The following is a 17563-nucleotide window of genomic DNA, read 5'->3' as shown; positions in this document are numbered from 1 at the left end:
GCCCCAGAAGCCCACCCAGCCGCCCGGCGGAATTATCCCGCAGGCGGTACTGTCTCGGTCAGCCACCGAATCCTGCGGCTTGACCGGCTAATATTTCTAACCTAACGACTGAATTACAGGATGTATTCTGCATCAATATCTGACCTTAGACTTCTTTCGGATTCCCATGACTAAAAGCGGCAATGGCATCCTCCCTACGTCAGCCCCGCTGGGATATAGACCGGAAATTGATGGCTTGCGTGCCATCGCGATAATACCCGTCATCTTAGATCATGCAGGATTCAGCATTGCTCCAGGAGGCTATCTTGGAGTTGACGTTTTCTTCGTCATAAGCGGGTTCCTGATCACATCAATCCTCCACCGTCATATCAGCGAAGGCAGGATGTCGTTCCTGACCTTCTACGAAAGGCGTGCTCGGCGGATACTTCCGGCATTATTTGTGGTTCTCGTTTTCAGCCTGATCGTCGGCTGGCTCATCATGCTGCCCGAGGATTTCCGGAATTTCGGCCAAAGCGTATTTGCAACCAATGTCTTTTTGTCCAATGTCTTTTTCGCGCGTGAAACAGGCTATTTCGACTCGGAATCGGCGCTCAAGCCGCTGCTCCATACGTGGTCATTGAGCGTAGAGGAGCAATTCTATCTCGTATTTCCCGTGATTATGGTCGCTATCTACGCCATACGTCCACGCCTCGCGCCGTTCATTCTTGCCATCCTGTTTGCAGTGAGTATCGCTGTGGCGCAGTACGGGTCGATCTATTTTCCTCAGATCAACTTTTTCTCGCCATTCAGTCGCGCATGGGAGTTGCTGGCAGGTGCGCTCGCAGCCTATGTGCACATTGAAAGGGTGAGGATATCCGCCCGACACCAGGCTTGTTTGGGCGCGCTTTCTCTTCTGGCGCTTTCAGCCATTGTCCTGGCGTATCTTCTGTTTGACGAGGACACGCCAAATCCGAGCTTGCTGACGCTGATACCTGTCATGGGCGCCGTTGGCGTCATCCTGTTTGCGATTCCGGGAACGCTCGCCCATCGATTGCTATCGAACCGCTGGGTCGTTCTCGTCGGGCTGACAAGCTACAGCGCCTATCTCTGGCATCAGCCCCTGTTCGTGTTCGCACGACTTTGGTTCGGCGCTATTCCCACGCTTGGCTGGGTCGGCCTCATCGTCTTGACGCTGAGCCTGGCCTGGTTGAGCTGGAAATATGTCGAGGCGCCCTTTCGCGACACGGCATGGCTTCGCCAGCGAACGATCTTCGCCTTGGCGGCCACCGGAATCTGCCTGTTTGCCGCGGCGGGACTTGGACTTCACATCACCAGGGGCGCCTGGTGGCGGCTGGACGCGCAGGGGCAGCTCCTGGCTGCCGGCCAGATCGACATCAGCCCGATGCGCGACAGTTGCGGCAATGTGCTGCCGGACACGTTCGATGATTACTGCATCATCGGCGCGGCAGCACCGGCCAGCCCGATTGTCGCCTATCTCGGTGACAGTCACGGCAAGGAAATGTTCTGGCGGCTGTCGGAAAAACTGAAGCACGATCCCGGCTCGACCTACCGCGTCCAGCCCTTTCTCTGGAATGCGTGCCTTCCCTTTGCCAGCATCGAGACACCGGGGGACAGCTGCAATGTCTTTCATGCGCGGGCGCGTGACTACATTCTGGCCAATCCAGACATCAAGATCGTGGTGATCGGCGCGGCCTGGCAGGGCCATCTGGATTGCGAGGGCTCCAGAACCGGCCGGGCGGCGCTAGCGGACTGCGCGTTCCTCGACGGCGCCGCCAAAAAGATGGCCGAGGAAATCGAGCTGTACCGGCAGGCGGGCAAAAAGGTGATCGTCGTCGGCCCGTTCCCATCCATGCCCTGGGACGTGCCGCGCGAGCTGCAGGCGCGACGCCTGCACGGCCAGGCGTGGACGGACCTCGCCCAGCGGCCGGTGATTGACCGCGAGGCCATGGCGCGTTTCCGGACCCTGGAGAGCCTGGTGCCCGATGTCCGGTTCTATCAGCCGGCCGCCGCGCTGTGCCCGGCCGCGCAGGAGGGCGCATGTCGGGTGTCGATCGACGCTCGCCCTCTTTACTTCGACAGCAACCACATCAGTGGACACGGTGCCGACCTTGCCCTTCCCGGCCTGATGGCCGCGATCGACCAAGAACTCGCCGCCATCAAGTAGCGCCTCGCGCCGGGCTCCAGCGCCCTTTCCCGATCGGGTGGATTCACCTGATCGGCGCGGAAGCGCTCCAGCTGCCCGAGCCGAAGTCGACACTGGCGCGCACCCCGGGCCGGTCCGTGCGGTTGGCAATGTCGAGCTGAGCACCGAGCCGACGGGCAGCGGCGTCGGCGATGGCGAGGCCGAGACCCGAACCGGCAGCGGTCGTCATGCGCCCGCGGTAAAAGCGCTGGCGCACCAGGCCAAGCTCCTCCGCGGGAATCCCGGGGCCTTCATCCTCCACCACCAGCCTGCCCGCCCCCTCCCCGCGCCAGCGGATGGTGCCGGCCGTCATGTTCTGGACGGCGTTCTCCTGAAGGTTGCGCAGCAGGAGAGTGAGCGTATCGGGGTCCAACTGCCGCACCATAGGGTCCAGATCGGGGTCGATGACGGTGATGACCTCCGGCGGGTGCGGCACCGCGGCCACCATGTCGCGAATGAGCGCGCCGATCGAGACGTCTCGCGTATCGACAGGAGCTCCCGCATCGAGCCGCGCCAGCGCCAGAAGCTGCCGCACGAGGCGGGTGCTCCGGTCGACCGAGACGAGGATCTGCCGCAGGGCATTCTCGCGCACTCCGGTCTCGCCGGCGGCGAGGGCAACCTGCGCCTGCGTCTTCAGCCCGGCCAGTGGCGTGCGCAGCTCGTGCGCGGCGAAGGCGGTGACGTCGCGCTCATGCGCGCGTGCCGCTTCCACCTTGGCGAACAGCCCGTTCAGGGCCGTGATGAGCGGCTGGATTTCATCCGGCGCGCCGTCCGGCGGGATCGGCCGCATGTCCTCGCCCTCGCGCGCCGCGATTTGCTCGGCCGCCCGGTTGAGCGGGCGCAGGCCCCGCCCCAGGCTCCACCAGATCAGCAGCCCCAGCAGCGGCATGGCCAGCAGCGCCGGGGCCGCAAGCCCGGCGACGAGGTCGCGCACCAGCCGGTCGCGCAGGCCGATCCGGTCGCCGACCACGACCCGGACGTTCTTTTCGGGATCGACGATCGTGTAGACGCGCCATGTCTCGCCGCCCACCTCGCGGTCGGCGAAGCCTTCCCGCTCCTCGGCGAGCACCGCGTCGGGCGCGCCGGAGGAGCGGGCAAGGAGCCGGCCGTCGAACGACCAGATCTGGCAGGACAGCTGGCGCTCATAGCCGCCGGGCTCGGAGGGCACCGCGTCGGCAAGGTCCCGGGGCTGTACGGGCGGGTCTTTGGCCGGCTTTTGGGCCGATTTTTCGGCCCCCTGCACCGGATCGCCCGCCATCACGAGCGAATGGACCATGCGGGCCGCCTCCTTGAGGCGCGTGTCGAGCACATGCTCCAGCTCGCTGCGGCTGCCCATGCTGATCCAGGCGACGGCGCACAGCCAGATCAGCCCCGTTGCCGCGAGCAGGATGAGGAAAAGCCGGCGGCGCAACGAGCTCATGCCGGCACCCGCAGGCGATAGCCCAGCCCGCGCACGGTTTCGATCACGTCGCGGCCCAGCTTGGCGCGCAGATTGTGCACATAGACCTCGACCGTGTTGCTCTCCACCTCCTCCTGCCAGCCATAGAGCCGCTCTTCCAGCTCGCCCTTCGAGCGGATGACGCCCGGCCGCTCCACCAGCATGGACAGCACGGCGAACTCCCGCCGCGACACCGGCACGGCGTGGCCATCCAGGTTCACCGAGAGCATGGCGGGGTCAAGCGCGAGGCCACCATGGGTGAGCAGCGGGCTTGCCCGCCCAACGCCGCGACGGACAAGGGCGCGCAGGCGCGCCGCCAGTTCGTCGAGATCGAACGGCTTGCCGAGATAGTCGTCGGCGCCGGCGTCGAGCCCGCGAATGCGGTCCGGGGTCTCGTCCAGAGCCGTCAGCAGCAGCACCGGCGTCGCGTCCTGCTGCGCCCGCAACGCCGCCAGCACGTCCAGCCCCGAGCCATCAGGCAGCATGAGGTCGAGCACGACGGCGTCGAATCGCAAGCCGGCGAGGGCCGCCTGCGCGTCGGCGCCGCTGGTCACGGCGTCGACCGTCAGGCCGGCCAGCCCGAGGCCGGCGCGGATTCCATCCGCCAGCACCGGGTCGTCCTCGACCAGAAGAATACGCATCACGCCCTGTTCATCTCCGCTTGTCGCCGCCGGCCATCATCAGGCGCCACCTTAAGCCTGGCTTAAGGTGGGGAGTAGAGCGCTGCACCGCGACGAATGAGGAGCGGTGACGCGATGGCAGGGCAAGACGGGATGACGGGGCACTCACTGGCAAAGGCGCTGCGCTGGGGAGTTCTTGCGCTGGCGTGCCTTTCGCCCCTGAAGGCCGGCGCCACCGAGGCCGCCGGCTTCACCTCGCTTTTTGCGCCCTCGGCCACCGGCGAGCCGTTCACGCTTGAGGCCGCGCGCGCGGCCTCCGGCGCGCTGCTGCTGCGCTGGACGGTCGAACCCGGCAATTATCTCTATCGCGACAGCCTGGAGGCAACGCGCGACGGCGCGCCCGTGCCTCTGGAGCGGCCGGCCGGCGAGGTGAAGGACGATCCCACTTTCGGCGTCGTGCAGATCTTCCCCCGGGATGTCGAGGCCAGCGCCGGCGGGCTTGAGGGGACCGGCACGCTCAGGGTCGCCTATCAGGGCTGCTCGGAGACGGGAATCTGCTTTCCCCCGCAGGCACGCCTCGTCGATCTCGCGAGCCTCGCCATCGAGCAGGCGCCCGCCGGCCTGATGTCTTCCCCGGCAGATGGGTCCGGCCGGAACAGCGTGGCCTCGACCGGCGCAGCGGCCATGCCCGCTTCGCTCGACGAAAGCGACGGCATCGCGTCGCTGTTCCAGGGGAGCCTGGGCTGGACGATGCTGGCCTTTCTTGGCTTCGGCCTGCTGCTGGCACTCACGCCCTGCGTGTTTCCGATGATTCCCATCCTCGCCGGCATGCTCACCCGTTCGGGCCAAGCGTTGACGGCACGGCGCAGCCTTGTGCTCACCGGCGCCTATGTGCTGGCCATGGCTGGCGCCTATGGGCTGGTCGGCGCGGTGGCCGGCTGGTCGGGGGCGAGCCTGCAGGCGGCGCTGCAGACCCCGCTGGCGCTTGGCGTGAGCGCCGCGATCTTCACCCTGTTGGCCCTCTCCATGTTCGGCCTGTTCGACCTTGCGCTTCCAGCGGGGCTCTCCGCCCGGCTGACCGGGCGCGGCACCGGCGGGTCGCTCGGTGGCGCGGCGTTGGTGGGCTTCGGCTCGGCGCTCATCGTCGGGCCCTGCGTGACCCCTCCGCTGGCCGGCGCCATGCTCTACGCCGCCGCAACCGGCGATGCTGCCACCGGCGCGGCCGCGCTGTTCATGCTCGGCCTCGGCATGGGCCTGCCGCTGATGCTGGTCGGGGCGTTCGGCCCGGCGCTGCTGCCACGCGGCGGCGTCTGGCTGGAGCGCACGAAACAGCTGTTCGGCGTGGTCTTCCTCGCCGTCGCCATCCTGCTCGCCGGCCGGCTTCTGCCACCGCCGGCGACGCTCGCCCTGCTCGGCGTGCTGCTGGTCGGCTCGGCGGCGTTCTTCGGCGGCTTTGACCGCCTCACCGCGGCGAGCGGTGCGGCCGCCCGCCTCGCCCGCGGCGGCGGCATGGCGGCGGCGCTTTATGGCGCGACGCTCATCATCGGCGCCGCCGGCGGCGCGCAGGATCCGCTGCGTCCGCTGGTCTTCGCCAGCGCCCCGGCCGCGAGCCAAGGGGAAGACACCGCCGTCACCGTCGCCTCCTCCGACGGCTTTGACCGGGCGGTGGCCGAGGCGGCCGCCGGGCCCGCCAACGGCCGGCCCATCCTCGTCGACGTCACCGCCGCGTGGTGCTCCGTTTGCAGGTCGAATGAACAGGTGCTCGCCGGCCCGGAACTGCGCGCCCGGCTCTCGCATCTGCCGCAAGTGACCGCCGATGTGACCCACACCAACGCCGAGACCCGCGCCCTGATGGAGCGGTTCCGCATCGTCGGCCCGCCCGCTTTGTTCCTCGTCGATGCGCAGGGCCGCGAGATTCCCGGTTCGCGCATCATCGGTCCCGTGACCGTCGAGGAGATCACCCGCCGGCTCGACGCCGCCGGCGCCTGAATTCGCCTCGCCCCTTCACACCCTTGAACGCTCAGGAGCTCCCATGCAGCGCCGACATTTCCTAACGCTTGCCGGCGCCGTTGCGGCCGGTGCCCTCGCGGGTTCTCGGCTCCTCGCGCAGGGCGTCGATGTGGACGCCATCCTGCGCGATCCGGCCGCGCCGACCGCCGGCAACCCGAAGGGCGACGTCACCGTCGTCGCCTTCCTCGATTACAACTGCCCGTTCTGCAAGAAGGCGGCGCCGGACCTGGAGCGCACGGTGAAGGAGGATGGCAAAATCCGCCTCGTCTACAAGGACTGGCCGATCCTCACCGAAGCCTCGGTCTATGGCGCGCAGATGGCGCTCGCGGCCAAGTACCAGGGCGGCTATTCCAGGGTCCATCACGCGCTGATGGCGATCCCCGGGCGCGGCGTCAGCAAGGAGCAGATGGCGGCAGCGGTCCGCGCATCCGGCATCGACCTCGCCCGGCTGGAGGCCGACCTCACGGCCCATGCCGGCGACATCTCCACCTTGCTCAAGCGCAACCTCGCCCAGGCGGAATCGATTGGACTGCAGGGCACCCCGACTTATCTGATCGGCCCGTTCCGTACCTCGACGCTGGACTATGCCGGCTCCAAGCAGGCCTTTGCGGAAGCGCGACGCCGGCAGGCGGCGGAGTGAGCTGGATGGACATGCGTTATTCGCGGGCGCGCGCCGGCCTGTCGCGCCGCGGCCTCCTCTGCCTGCTTCCCCTTGCGCTCGGCGCCTGCGCCACCCGCCGGCCACAGCCGGCGCCTGCGCCCGTGGCCTCTCCCTTCGCCGCGCGCTATGGCGCGCTGGAGGATGGCGGCTTCCGCGTGCCCGGCGTGCCCGCCGACGCAATGAAGGACCGCAACCGCCGTACACTGGTCGACGACCCCACCGGCCAGCCGCCGGGCACGCTGGTGGTCGATCCCGCCAGCCGTTTCCTCTATCTCGTGCAGGAAAACGGCAAGGCGCTGCGCTATGGCGTCGGCGTCGGCCGGGAAGGTCTGGAATTCAGCGGCACCGCCGAGGTCGCTCACAAGCGCGCCTGGCCGCGCTGGACGCCGACGCAGAACATGATCGCCCGCGAGCCGGAAAAATACCGGCAATGGGCCGGCGGCATGGAAGGCGGGGAGACCAACCCGCTCGGCGCCCGCGCGCTCTACCTGTTCAAGGACGGCAAGGACACGCTCTACCGCATCCACGGCACCAACGAGCCCTGGTCGATCGGCGAGGCGGTCTCGTCGGGTTGCATCCGCATGATGAACCAGGACGTGATCGACCTCTATCAGCGGATCCCCGACGGGACGAAGGTGGTGGTTCTCCCCGCCAACTGATCTCGTCCGGGCAGCTCAGCGCCGCGCGGCTACTGGCTCATCACCTTGACCTCCGGGGTCGCCGAAGTGGCAGCGATGCCGAGCATGAGGGCTGCCGATCGGCCGGCACGGTCGATTTTGCGCGATTATTACCTCCGCCCGGACCAGGGTTCATTTAGCTCTATCAAGGTCGAAGCTCACACGGAGCGCATGCCGGATGGACGAGGCCATCTTTGCCGGGCAGCAGAGCCGCCGACTGGCGCATCCGCTCCGGTGCCTATGGAAGACGCGGCCGCCGGGTCTTCGCTCTCCAGCCTGTTCGCGCGCCGGATGAATGGGGCGAGCGGCTTGGCCGCGCCGTCGAGGGGCGCGCCATCCGGCGCCAGCGCGGCATCGGCACTCACCGAGATCTGGACCGATCCGCTGCCACTTGCGCCGCCGGCGCGGGTTGAAACCGGCTTTGTGCTGTCAACGCTCGACTGGATCGAGAGCGATACCGGCGCACCGCGCACAATCGAGGCCGCGGCCGAGCGCGTAGGCATGAGCCCGTTTCATTTCCACCGCCGGTTCGCCGAGCTCATGGGCGAGACCTACGGCGCCTATGTGCGCCGCACCCGGCTTGCTCATGCGGCCGCGCTGATCTGCCGGTCGTCCACCTCCATCATCGAGGCTTCCCTGCGCAGCGGCTATGGCAGCCAGGCAGCGTTCACGCGCGCCTTCTCCCGGCAGTTCGCCGTGGCGCCGAACCGTCTGCGGGCCATGGCGCTGGCCCAGACGCCGCATCCCCAACGGCTGCACGTCGATCTCGTCGAGGCGGCGGCCCCCGTGCGGCTGGGCGCCGTACCTCTCATCGGCATGCGCTTTCACGGGCCGCTGACCCAAGTCCCCGCCCATTGGCAGCACTTCGCCTCAGCCCTCATGGCCGCTGGACTGCCGCTGGAAGCGGTGACAGCGGTGGGCATTCTCCACGACGATCCGGGTTTCACCGCGCCCGGGCAGATCCGCTATGACTGCACCATCGTGGACACGCACTCGACGTTCCCCACCCTGCGCGCGCCGCTGCGGCGCCTGAACGTGCGCGCCGGCTCGTTCGTGCGGCTGGATGTGGAGGGAGCTTATACGCTCATACCGGAAGCCGTGTTCGGCGTGTGCGCGGTGTGGATGCCGCGGCACCGTCGGGCGCTGGGCGAGGCCCCTGCCTATGAGATGTACCGCACCCCGCCCTGGCTGCGGACCGGCAGCGTCCGGGCCAGCGTCCTCGTGCCGTGCTCGCCCTGATCAACTGTTGTCGCCGCGCATCGCCGCCGAAGGCGCGCCGGCCAATAGCAAGAACGATCAAACAGGGCGCATCTCCAACTGTTAGGCGGGAGAGCCGGTGCCGGCTGACACCCGAATTCGCATGGGGAGGCTCTGATGGGCAGGGACGAGACGAGGCCCGCACGCGCAGGGCGAACGAGCCTTCACGCTGGTCGTATCGGCGCAAAGAGCGCCCTGATGGCCGCCATCTCCCTGCCGACCCTGTGCCTCGTCGCAGCTCCTGCACGCGCGCAGGAGCTCAACGTCACCGGCGCGGTCCAGATCGACCAGGGCGCCACCCCTTCCTATGACACTACGCGCATCGGTCTTGCCGGGATGGCGGGAACCCTGACCGTTACCGACCCCGGTACCGCGCTGTCCAACGCTGGGGCCGTTGTCGTCGGCGCCAGCGGCGACGGCACGCTGAACGTTCTGGCCGGCGCCTCCGTTTCCGGCGCAACTGGCACGGTGGGACAGGCGGCAGCGGGGCAGGTGCTGATAGCGGGCGCCGGCTCCCGTTGGGACACGGCCGGTACCCTCTCCGTGGCCATTGACGCCGATGCCAGTCTCGTGGTGGAGCAAGGCGGGCTTCTCACCTCCGCCGACGCCAGCTTTGGCGTGGCCGGCTCCAACGCCACCGGCTCGGTCGAGGTCACGGGCATCGGCTCGCAATGGCGCAATGAAGGCAGCCTGGCGCTGGGCGGGCTGGGATCCGGCCGGCTGACGATCGCGGATGGCGGCGTCGTCACCACCGGCGACACGGTGGTGGCCGGCCTGCTGTCACCCAGCGGCGAGGTCCTGGTCAGCGGTGCCGGCTCGGCGTTCCGGGTCGAGGGCTCCCTCGCCATCGGCACCAATGGCAGCGTCTCGATTCTCGACGGGGCGGCGATGACCTCGGGCCATGCCAACATCGGCGACGGCGTCAGTGCGGCAACCGGCAATGTCACCGTGGACGGCGTGGGCTCGCGCTGGGACGTCGACGGCGCCCTCACCGTCGGCGCGCTGGGCGCGGGCTCGCTGGTGGTGGCCTCGGGCGGCGTCGTTACCGCCACCAGCGCTCTGATCGGCAACGCCAACAGTAACGGGCAAGCCGCCGTGCAGGGCGCCGGATCGCTCTGGGAGATCGCCGGCGACCTCACAGTGGCGACGGAAGGCGGGCAAGGAACCCTGGCGATCAGCGACGGCGGCCAGGTCTCCAATGGCAACGCCGTAGTCGGCGACGAATTTTCGACCGGCCTTGTGGAGGTCGGGGGCGAGGGCTCACGCTGGGACAGCCGCGGCACGGTCCGCGTCGAGACCGGCGGCACCGTCTCCGTCTTTGATGGCGCCACCGCCACGAGTGCGCAGCTTCTGGTCGGCGTCGATCTCTTTGACCCGGCGCGGGTCGAGATCACCGGGCCGGGCTCCAGCTGGACCGCCTCGCAGGCGGTTGCCGTCGGCTATGGCGGCTATGGCTCGCTGAGCGTGACGGATGGCGCCTCGCTACGTTCCGGCGATGGCGTGATCGGCGCTTACTTCGGCACGATCGGCATTGTCGACCTCTCCGGCAACGCCTCCAGCTGGAACGTCGACGGCGCGCTGTATGTCGGCGATGGCGGCGACGGTGAACTCGGAATCGGCGATGGCGCCTCGGTCCGCGCCACTGTCGCGGTGGTGGGCTATCAGGCGCAGAGCCACGGCGCCATCGGCATCGGCGCCGGCGCTTCGCTCACGGTCGCCGACACGTTCTATGTCGGCTTCGGCGGCAGCGGCGAGGTGGTGGTCGAGGCCGGCGGAACGCTCGTCACCGGCGCCACGGCGCTGGGCGCCGGCCCCGGTTCCGACGGCTTCGTCAGTATCGCGGGCACTGGTTCGAGCTGGACCGTCGGGGGAGAGCTGTCGATCGCCAGCGAGGGCGGGCGCGGCACGCTTGAGGTCGAGAATGGCGGGCGCGTCGTCGCCTCCTTCGTCGACGCCCTCGGCGGCACGTCCGAAATCACCGTGACCGGCAGCGGGTCGCGGCTGGAGGCCGGCAGCATCCTCGCGCTTGGCGGGGTGACGCCGAGCGTACTGACCCTTTCCGACGGCGGAACCGTGGTCGCCGATCGTGTCTGGGTCGGCGATACCGATCAGGACGGCAATGCCGGCATCTCCGCCGTCATCATTGTCGGCGCCGCAGCGGGTGATGCGGCAACGGCGGCGGGAACGCTGCAGGCCGGGACGCTCACCGTGCAGGAGGGCGCCAGCGCGCAGCTGGTGCTGAACCACACGGACGAGACCCTGATCGCCGCCGACCTCTCCGGGGCGCTGACGATTGATGCCTATGCCGGCCTCACCACCCTGACCGGCCTCAACACCCACACCGGCACCACCACCATCCACGACGGGACCCTGATCGGATCGGCGTCAAGCTTCGGCAGCGGGGCGATCGTCAATGAGGGAACGCTGGTGCTCGACCAGACCGAGACCGGCCGGCTCGGCAGTACGCTGAGCGGCAGTGGAACGCTGGTGAAGACCGGAAGCGGCATGCTGACCTATGCCGGCGACGCCAGCGCCTTCACCGGTGCGACCAATATCGAGGCCGGCACGCTGGCGCTGGCAGGGTCGCTCGGCGGGGCCGTCAGCGTGGCGGAAGGCGCCGTGCTGGCCGGAACGGGCAGCGTCGGCGCGCTTGGCCTCGCCTCGGGTGCCACGGTGGCACCGGGCACCTCGGTCGGAACGTTGACCGTGGCCGGCGATTTCGATCAGGCGGCGGGTGCGCTTTACGCCGTGGAGGTTGCGGGCGGCCGGGCTGACCTCATTGCCGTCGGCGGCACCGCCAGCATCGCGGACGGCGCGCAGCTCAGCGTCGGTGGTCTCGGCGGCGTCACGCCTGTCGGCACACGTTTCACCGTGCTCACCGCCGACGGCGGCCTCACCGGCAGCTATATGCTGGTGGGCGATACCTCGATCTCGACCTTTTATGCAGTGGAGGGCAGCGCGGACGATACGGCAGTGTATCTCGACGTGATACAGGATCGCGCCTTCACCGCCGCCGCCTGGTCGCCGAACCAGTTGGCCACCGCGGCGGCGCTGGACGGGCTGCCCGGTGCAAGCTTCTTGCGCGAGGCGGTCGGCTCGCAAATGTCCGATTCCGCCGCCCGTCTCGCCTTCGACCAGCTGTCGGGCGATCTCTATGCCAGCGCCCAAAGCGCCGCGCTCGAAGACAGCCGCTTCGTGCGTGACGCCGTGCTCGGCCGGCTGCAGCAGGCCTTCGCTGACCCGGCCGCGGCGTTTTGGGGCCAGGCCTATGGGTCGTGGGGCACCTTCGACGGCGATGGCAACGCAGCCGGGTTCGACCGCACGATCGGCGGCTTCGTCATTGGCGCTGATCGCACCATCGGCGACAGCTTCCGGATCGGTGGCTTTGCCGGCTATGGACAGAGCCGCTACCGTCTCGCTTCGGGCGGTACCTCCGCTGAGAGCGACGATGTGCATGCGGGGCTCTATGGCGGCGGCCAGTTTGGCGATCTGGCCCTCCGTCTCGGCGCGGCCTACACTTACCAGGAGGTGGATACCACGCGGCAGATCGCCTTTCCCGGTTTCGCCGAACGCCTGAGCGGCACCTATGACGGCCACACGGCGCAGGCATTTCTGGAAGCCGGCTGGCGGCTGGCGATCGGTTCGGCCGAGCTGGAGCCCTTTGCCGGCCTGGCCTATGTCAACGTCTCCAATGGCGGCTTCAGCGAGAGCGGAGGAGTGGCGGCGCTTTCGGGCGCGACAGGAGACGCCGGGGTGACCTTCACCACGCTGGGACTTCGCGCATCGGCCGATGCCTCGATGGGTGCCGTTCAGGGTCACCTGACCGGGATGGCCGGATGGCGCCACGCCTTCGGCGACACGGATCCGCAGGCCATTCTTGGCTTTGCCGGCGGCGCCCCCTTCTCCGTGCTCGGCGTGCCGGTCGCGGAGGATGTGCTGGTGCTGGAGGGCGGCCTGTCGCTGCCGCTGTCCTCAACCGCAGAGCTCGCTGTGTCCTATACCGGTGCCTTCGGCTCAGGCCTCGTCGACAACGGTTTTGAGGCCGGCCTGAGCTGGCGCTTCTAAGCAGGACCTAGATCTGGAAGTCGGAATAAAACACGACCTTGTCTTGTACATTTTCGAGTTTCCGATTGATCCCTGTGAGATATTGACCCCGCCTTTCCGCCTGTCTAAGAACGGCGGCATGAGGATTGTCTCAGCCCGTCCATCTGGCACGCGTTCCGCGCCGTGCCGCGAGAGGCGGCTCAGGCATCGTTCTCGTCGACGGACGGGCGTGGCCCGCCGGCGCCACGGGCGGAAAAATCGTCATGCGCTCACCGGGCCGGGCGACGGAAAGTCTTGAGAGATAGGCGGATTTGATGTCGTCAGAACGGATGACGCACCTTAGGCGTCTGGAAGCGGAATCCATCTTCATCATGCGGGAGGTGGCAGCCGAATTCGCCAACCCGGTGATGCTCTATTCGATCGGCAAAGATTCCGCCGTCATGCTGCATCTAGCAGCTAAGGCGTTTTATCCCTCACTGCCGCCCTTTCCGCTGATGCACATCGACACGACGTGGAAATTTCGCGAGATGATCGCCTTCCGCGACGCGATGGCAGCGCGTCTCGGCTTCAAATTGCTCGTACACACCAACCAGGACGGCGTCGCCAAGGGCATCAACCCGTTCGACCATGGCTCCTCGCTCTACACCCATGTGATGAAGACCGAAGCGCTGAAGGAGGCGCTGACGCTGCACGGCTTCGACGCCGCCTTTGGCGGGGCGCGGCGCGACGAGGAGAAGAGCCGCGCCAAGGAGCGGGTGTTCTCCTTCCGCACCGCCAATCATGGCTGGGACCCGAAGAGCCAGCGCCCCGAACTGTGGAACCTCTATAATGCCCGCATCCGGCCGGGTGAATCGATCCGGGTGTTTCCGCTCTCCAACTGGACCGAGCTCGACATCTGGCAATACATCTTGGCCGAGAACATCCCTATCGTGCCGCTTTATCTCGCCGCCGAGCGGCCGGTGGTGGAACGTGACGGCCAGCTGATCATGGTGGACGATGAGCGTCTTCCGCTGGCGCCCGGCGAGGTGCCGCTGATGAAGCGCGTGCGTTTCCGCACGCTGGGCTGCTATCCCCTGACCGCCGCCATCGAGAGCGACGCCGACACGCTGGAGGCGATTGTCGGCGAGATGCTTCTGGCGCGCACCTCGGAGCGCGCCGGCCGCCTCATCGACCATGACGAGGCCGCCTCGATGGAAAAGAAGAAGCGCGAGGGATATTTCTGATGACCGAGGCAATCGCGCCCGTCAGTGCCGCCGACTATCTCGCGCGGCATGAGGCCAAGGGCCTGCTGCGCTTCCTGACCTGCGGCAGCGTGGATGACGGAAAGTCAACCCTCATCGGCCGCCTGCTCTACGACACCAAGCTGCTCTTCGAGGACCAGCTGGCGACGCTCGCCTCCGATTCGCGCAAGCACGGCACCACGGGAGATGAGCTCGACTTCGCGCTGCTGGTCGACGGGCTGGCCGCCGAGCGCGAACAGGGCATCACCATCGACGTCGCATACCGCTTCTTCGCCACCGAACGGCGCAAGTTCATCGTTGCCGACACGCCCGGCCATGAACAGTACACCCGCAACATGGCGACCGGCGCCTCGAATTCCGATGTCGCCGTGATCCTGGTCGATGCCCGCAAGGGCATCCTCACCCAGACGCGCCGCCATTCCTTCATCGTCTCGCTGCTGGGGCTGAAGGATGTGGTGCTGGCGGTGAACAAGATCGACCTCATGGACTATTCCCAGTCCGTCTTCGATCAGATCGTCGCCGACTACCGCGCCTTCGCCGCGGAATTCGGTTTCCGCACCCTCGTGCCGATCCCGATCTCCGCCCGCCACGGCGACAATGTCATCGCCCGCAGCGTCCACACGCCCTGGTATGAGGGCCCCTCGCTGCTGGATCATCTGGACACGCTGGACGTGGAAAGCGTGGCGCAGACGCGCCCGTTCCGCCTGCCGGTGCAGTGGGTGAACCGTCCCAACCTGAATTTCCGCGGCTTTTCCGGCACGGTCGCGTCCGGCACGGTGCGGGTCGGCGAAGCGGTGGTCGTGGCCGGTTCCGGCGCGACCTCGCGCGTCGCCTCGATCGTCACCGCCGATGGCGAGCTGCCGCAGGCCGGTGCGGGCCAGGCCGTGACCCTCACCCTGGAAGACGAAATCGACGCCTCACGCGGCGACGTGATCGCGGCGGCGAATGCCCGGCCGGACGTTTCCGACCAGTTCGCCGCGCACCTGATTTGGATGCATGAGGATTCCCTCCTGCCCGGCCGGCCCTATCTGATGAAGATCGGGACACGCACCGTCGTGATGTCGGTGACGGAGATCAAGCACCGCGTCGACGTGAACAGCTTCCAGAAGCTCGCCGCCAAGACGCTGGCGCTGAACGATGTGGCCGTCGTCAACATCGCCACCCACGATCCCATCGCCCTCGATCCGTTCGCCGAAATTCCCCAGACCGGGGCCTTCATCGTCATCGACCGCATGACCAACCAGACGGTCGGTGCCGGCATGGTCGACTTCGGCCTGCGGCGGGCGACCAATGTGCATTGGCAGGCTCTGGACGTCTCCAAGGCGAGCCGGTCCGGGCTCAAGCAGCAGAAGCCGGCCGTCCTGTGGTTCACCGGCCTCTCCGGCGCGGGCAAGTCCACCATCGCCAACCTTGTCGAGAAGCGCCTCAACGCGCTGGGCAGGCACACCTACCTGCTCGATGGCGACAATGTGCGCCATGGCCTCAACAAGGACCTCGGCTTCACTGATGCCGACCGCGTGGAGAACATCCGCCGCGTGGCGGAAGTGGCCCGGCTGATGGTGGATGCCGGATTGATCGTGCTGGTTTCCTTCATCTCGCCTTTCCGCGCCGAACGGCAGATGGCACGGGAGCTTCTGGAGGCCGGGGAGTTCATCGAGATCTTCGTCGACACCCCGCTGGCCGTCGCGGAGGAGCGGGATGTGAAGGGGCTCTACAAGCGGGCCCGCGCCGGCCTGATCCAGAACTTCACCGGCATCGACAGCCCCTACGAGCCACCGCTCGACCCCGAGATCACCATCGAAAGCGGCGCCCTCGCCGCCGAGGCGGCGGCCGAGCGCATCTTCGCGTTTCTGCTGCAGAACGGGTATCTCGGCTGATGGGAGCCCCGACGCCCCGAGGCGGGGCGTCATCTCTCGGGAAGGGCGGCGTCCCGAGGTCGGGGGCTGGTGCGGGCGGTCGGACTCGAACCGACACTCTGTCACCAGAAACGGATTTTGAGTCCGTCGCGTCTACCATTCCGCCACGCCCGCGCGGTGCGGTTCTCTATAACGAAATGAACCGCGCCGCCAAGTGAAAAGCCGGCTTTTCAAGGCGGAAGGGCCGCTTCCGAAAGCGGCCCTTGGCGATCTTCGTCATGGGCGGCCGGATGAAGTGCCGCCGTGAGCCTTCAGGATGCCGGCTTGCAGGTGCCGAAGGCGGTCAGCACCTTTCCGCCCGCCAGCGTCGTCAGCGTCGCCTCCGGCTTGGACGGAGACAGCTCGATCGCCCAGGCGGCCATGTTGTCATTGCCGTCCAGGATCAGCGTGTCGCCATCGCCGATCACGCTCTGGATCGAGCTGATATGCGGAAGGTCGTCATCCGAGACGCTGGCGATGATCTGCTCGCCGAAATGGATCAGGAAGCGCGCGGGCAGGTCGATCGTGCCGAGTTCCTGAGAGGGATTGCAGCCCGACGCCTCGCAGACGAACACCTTCTCGAAGGTGCAGGCGATCGGAGCCGGAAGCGCGTCGTCCGACGGGGCCGGCGGCGGCACGGCGGCGGAAGGCCCGGAGGTGGCGCCGGAAGCATCCTGTGCCTGTGCGGCGGCGAGGCCAAGGATAAGGCAGAGCGCGGTAGCGGCCGTCTTCAGCATGGGAGTGCCCTGGTGCGTGACCGGAAGGAACGGAACGATGCGTCTCAATAGACCGGCGTGCGGCATGGCGGGTAGGGCGGCGCGCCGCAATAGCCCGGGCCGTAGACCGGCCGGGGCGGCGGCGGCGGGTAATAGGCCGGCGGGGGCGGCGGGGGCGGCGCATAATAATAGGTCTTCGGCTGGTTTACGGCGGACGTGACGACCGATCCCACCAGCGCGCCGGCCACCAGGCCGCCAATCAGCGCCCCGGTCGAATTGCTCGCCTGAGCGGGCGGGCTCACCGCCAGCAGAGGCAGGGCGACGGCGACGGCGAGCGCCGCGCGCATCATCCACTTCAAGACCTTGGTGCCGAAGACTGTCATGTCCGACCTCTGCGATTCGCTTCGTTGACTATCGCGCGCGCCCCCGCAGCCGGCAAGTGCCGATACGGCCGTCGTCGTGCCGCCGCGCGGGCGCCGCGATTGCCGTCCACCCTGTCCATGGTCGGCGAACCATCTGCCCCGCGCTGCGTTGATCCGGGCCGGCAGCCCATCGTGGCGCGCACGGGGTGGAAGAGTGGAGAACGACATGGACAGACGAGGCTTTTTACTCGGCCTTGCCGGGGCGTTGGGAGCGGGCGTCGCCATCGGGACGCTGCTCACGCCCGCCCAGGCAATGGTCCTGGACCAGCTCAAGGATATCGCCCCCGAGGCCCCGCCCGGCGCGGGGCCGGCGGGCCACACGCCCGATGGCACCCCTGTCGATACGACTCAGTGGGGCCCTCCCGGCGTGCCCCCGGGTCGGCGTCACCGTCGGCGCCGG

Annotated in this window: 12 protein-coding genes and 1 tRNA gene; 8 read left to right on the top strand and 5 right to left on the bottom strand. The window is 67.8% G+C overall.

The genetic code is table 11. The features are described 5' to 3' along the window. The first annotated feature begins 166 nt into the window (after positions 1-166). Positions 167-2164, top strand: a complete 1998-nt coding sequence (locus tag BLO63_RS10775) for an acyltransferase family protein (protein WP_091440138.1) — start codon at positions 167-169, stop codon at positions 2162-2164. A 43-nt stretch (positions 2165-2207) separates the two neighbouring features. On the opposite strand, the gene BLO63_RS10770 is transcribed toward BLO63_RS10775, so the two are convergent. Then, positions 2208-3602, bottom strand: coding sequence for an ATP-binding protein (locus BLO63_RS10770; RefSeq protein WP_091440135.1), 1395 nt, complete (start codon positions 3600-3602; stop codon positions 2208-2210). Next, positions 3599-4261 (bottom strand): response regulator, encoded by a 663-nt coding sequence (locus BLO63_RS10765; protein WP_091440134.1) that lies wholly within the window; start codon positions 4259-4261, stop codon positions 3599-3601. The genes BLO63_RS10770 and BLO63_RS10765 overlap by 4 nt, the downstream gene beginning before the upstream one ends. A gap of 114 nt (positions 4262-4375) precedes the next feature. Between BLO63_RS10765 and dsbD the strand changes: the two genes are divergently transcribed. From dsbD to cysN, 7 genes are all read left to right on the top strand, one after another. After that, positions 4376-6229: a protein-disulfide reductase DsbD gene (gene dsbD / locus BLO63_RS10760; RefSeq protein ID WP_244517799.1), complete on the top strand. Its 1854-nt coding sequence runs from the start codon at positions 4376-4378 to the stop codon at positions 6227-6229. Positions 6230-6272: 43 nt separating this feature from the next. Further along, a complete protein-coding gene (locus tag BLO63_RS10755) occupies positions 6273-6890 on the top strand; it encodes a DsbA family protein (protein WP_091440130.1) in 618 nt (205 codons plus the stop codon). 5 nt (positions 6891-6895) lie between these two features. Then, the gene (locus tag BLO63_RS10750) at positions 6896-7570 is read left to right on the top strand and encodes a L,D-transpeptidase (RefSeq protein WP_244517798.1); all 675 of its coding nucleotides are present in this window, start codon (positions 6896-6898) and stop codon (positions 7568-7570) included. A 258-nt stretch (positions 7571-7828) separates the two neighbouring features. Further along, positions 7829-8827 (top strand): AraC family transcriptional regulator, encoded by a 999-nt coding sequence (locus BLO63_RS10745; RefSeq protein WP_244517797.1) that lies wholly within the window; start codon positions 7829-7831, stop codon positions 8825-8827. 216 nt (positions 8828-9043) lie between these two features. Then, positions 9044-12910, top strand: coding sequence for an autotransporter domain-containing protein (locus tag BLO63_RS10740; protein WP_091440128.1), 3867 nt, complete (start codon positions 9044-9046; stop codon positions 12908-12910). Between the two features lie 308 nt (positions 12911-13218). Beyond that, positions 13219-14112, top strand: coding sequence for a sulfate adenylyltransferase subunit CysD (cysD, locus tag BLO63_RS10735; protein ID WP_091440126.1), 894 nt, complete (start codon positions 13219-13221; stop codon positions 14110-14112). Beyond that, positions 14112-16007 carry a sulfate adenylyltransferase subunit CysN gene (gene cysN / locus BLO63_RS10730; protein WP_091440123.1) on the top strand — a complete coding sequence of 632 codons (1896 nt, stop codon included), beginning with the start codon at positions 14112-14114 and terminating at the stop codon, positions 16005-16007. Before cysD ends, cysN begins: the two co-directional genes overlap by 1 nt. A 67-nt stretch (positions 16008-16074) precedes the next feature. Here cysN and BLO63_RS10725 read toward each other — a convergent pair. From BLO63_RS10725 to BLO63_RS10715, 3 genes are all read right to left on the bottom strand, one after another. Then, positions 16075-16160 (bottom strand) — tRNA-Leu (locus tag BLO63_RS10725). Between the two features lie 137 nt (positions 16161-16297). Then, a complete protein-coding gene (locus tag BLO63_RS10720) occupies positions 16298-16762 on the bottom strand; it encodes a hypothetical protein (RefSeq protein ID WP_091440121.1) in 465 nt (154 codons plus the stop codon). 44 nt (positions 16763-16806) lie between these two features. Continuing rightward, on the bottom strand, positions 16807-17124 hold the full coding sequence (locus BLO63_RS10715) for a hypothetical protein (protein WP_091440118.1): 318 nt from the start codon (positions 17122-17124) through the stop codon (positions 16807-16809). Positions 17125-17563 lie beyond the last annotated feature (439 nt).

It is taken from the genome of Ancylobacter rudongensis (assembly GCF_900100155.1).
Taxonomy (GTDB): Bacteria; Pseudomonadota; Alphaproteobacteria; order Rhizobiales; family Xanthobacteraceae; genus Ancylobacter; species Ancylobacter rudongensis.
Note: the sequence above shows the minus strand (reverse complement) of the source record. Positions and strands in the feature narration are given on the sequence as shown.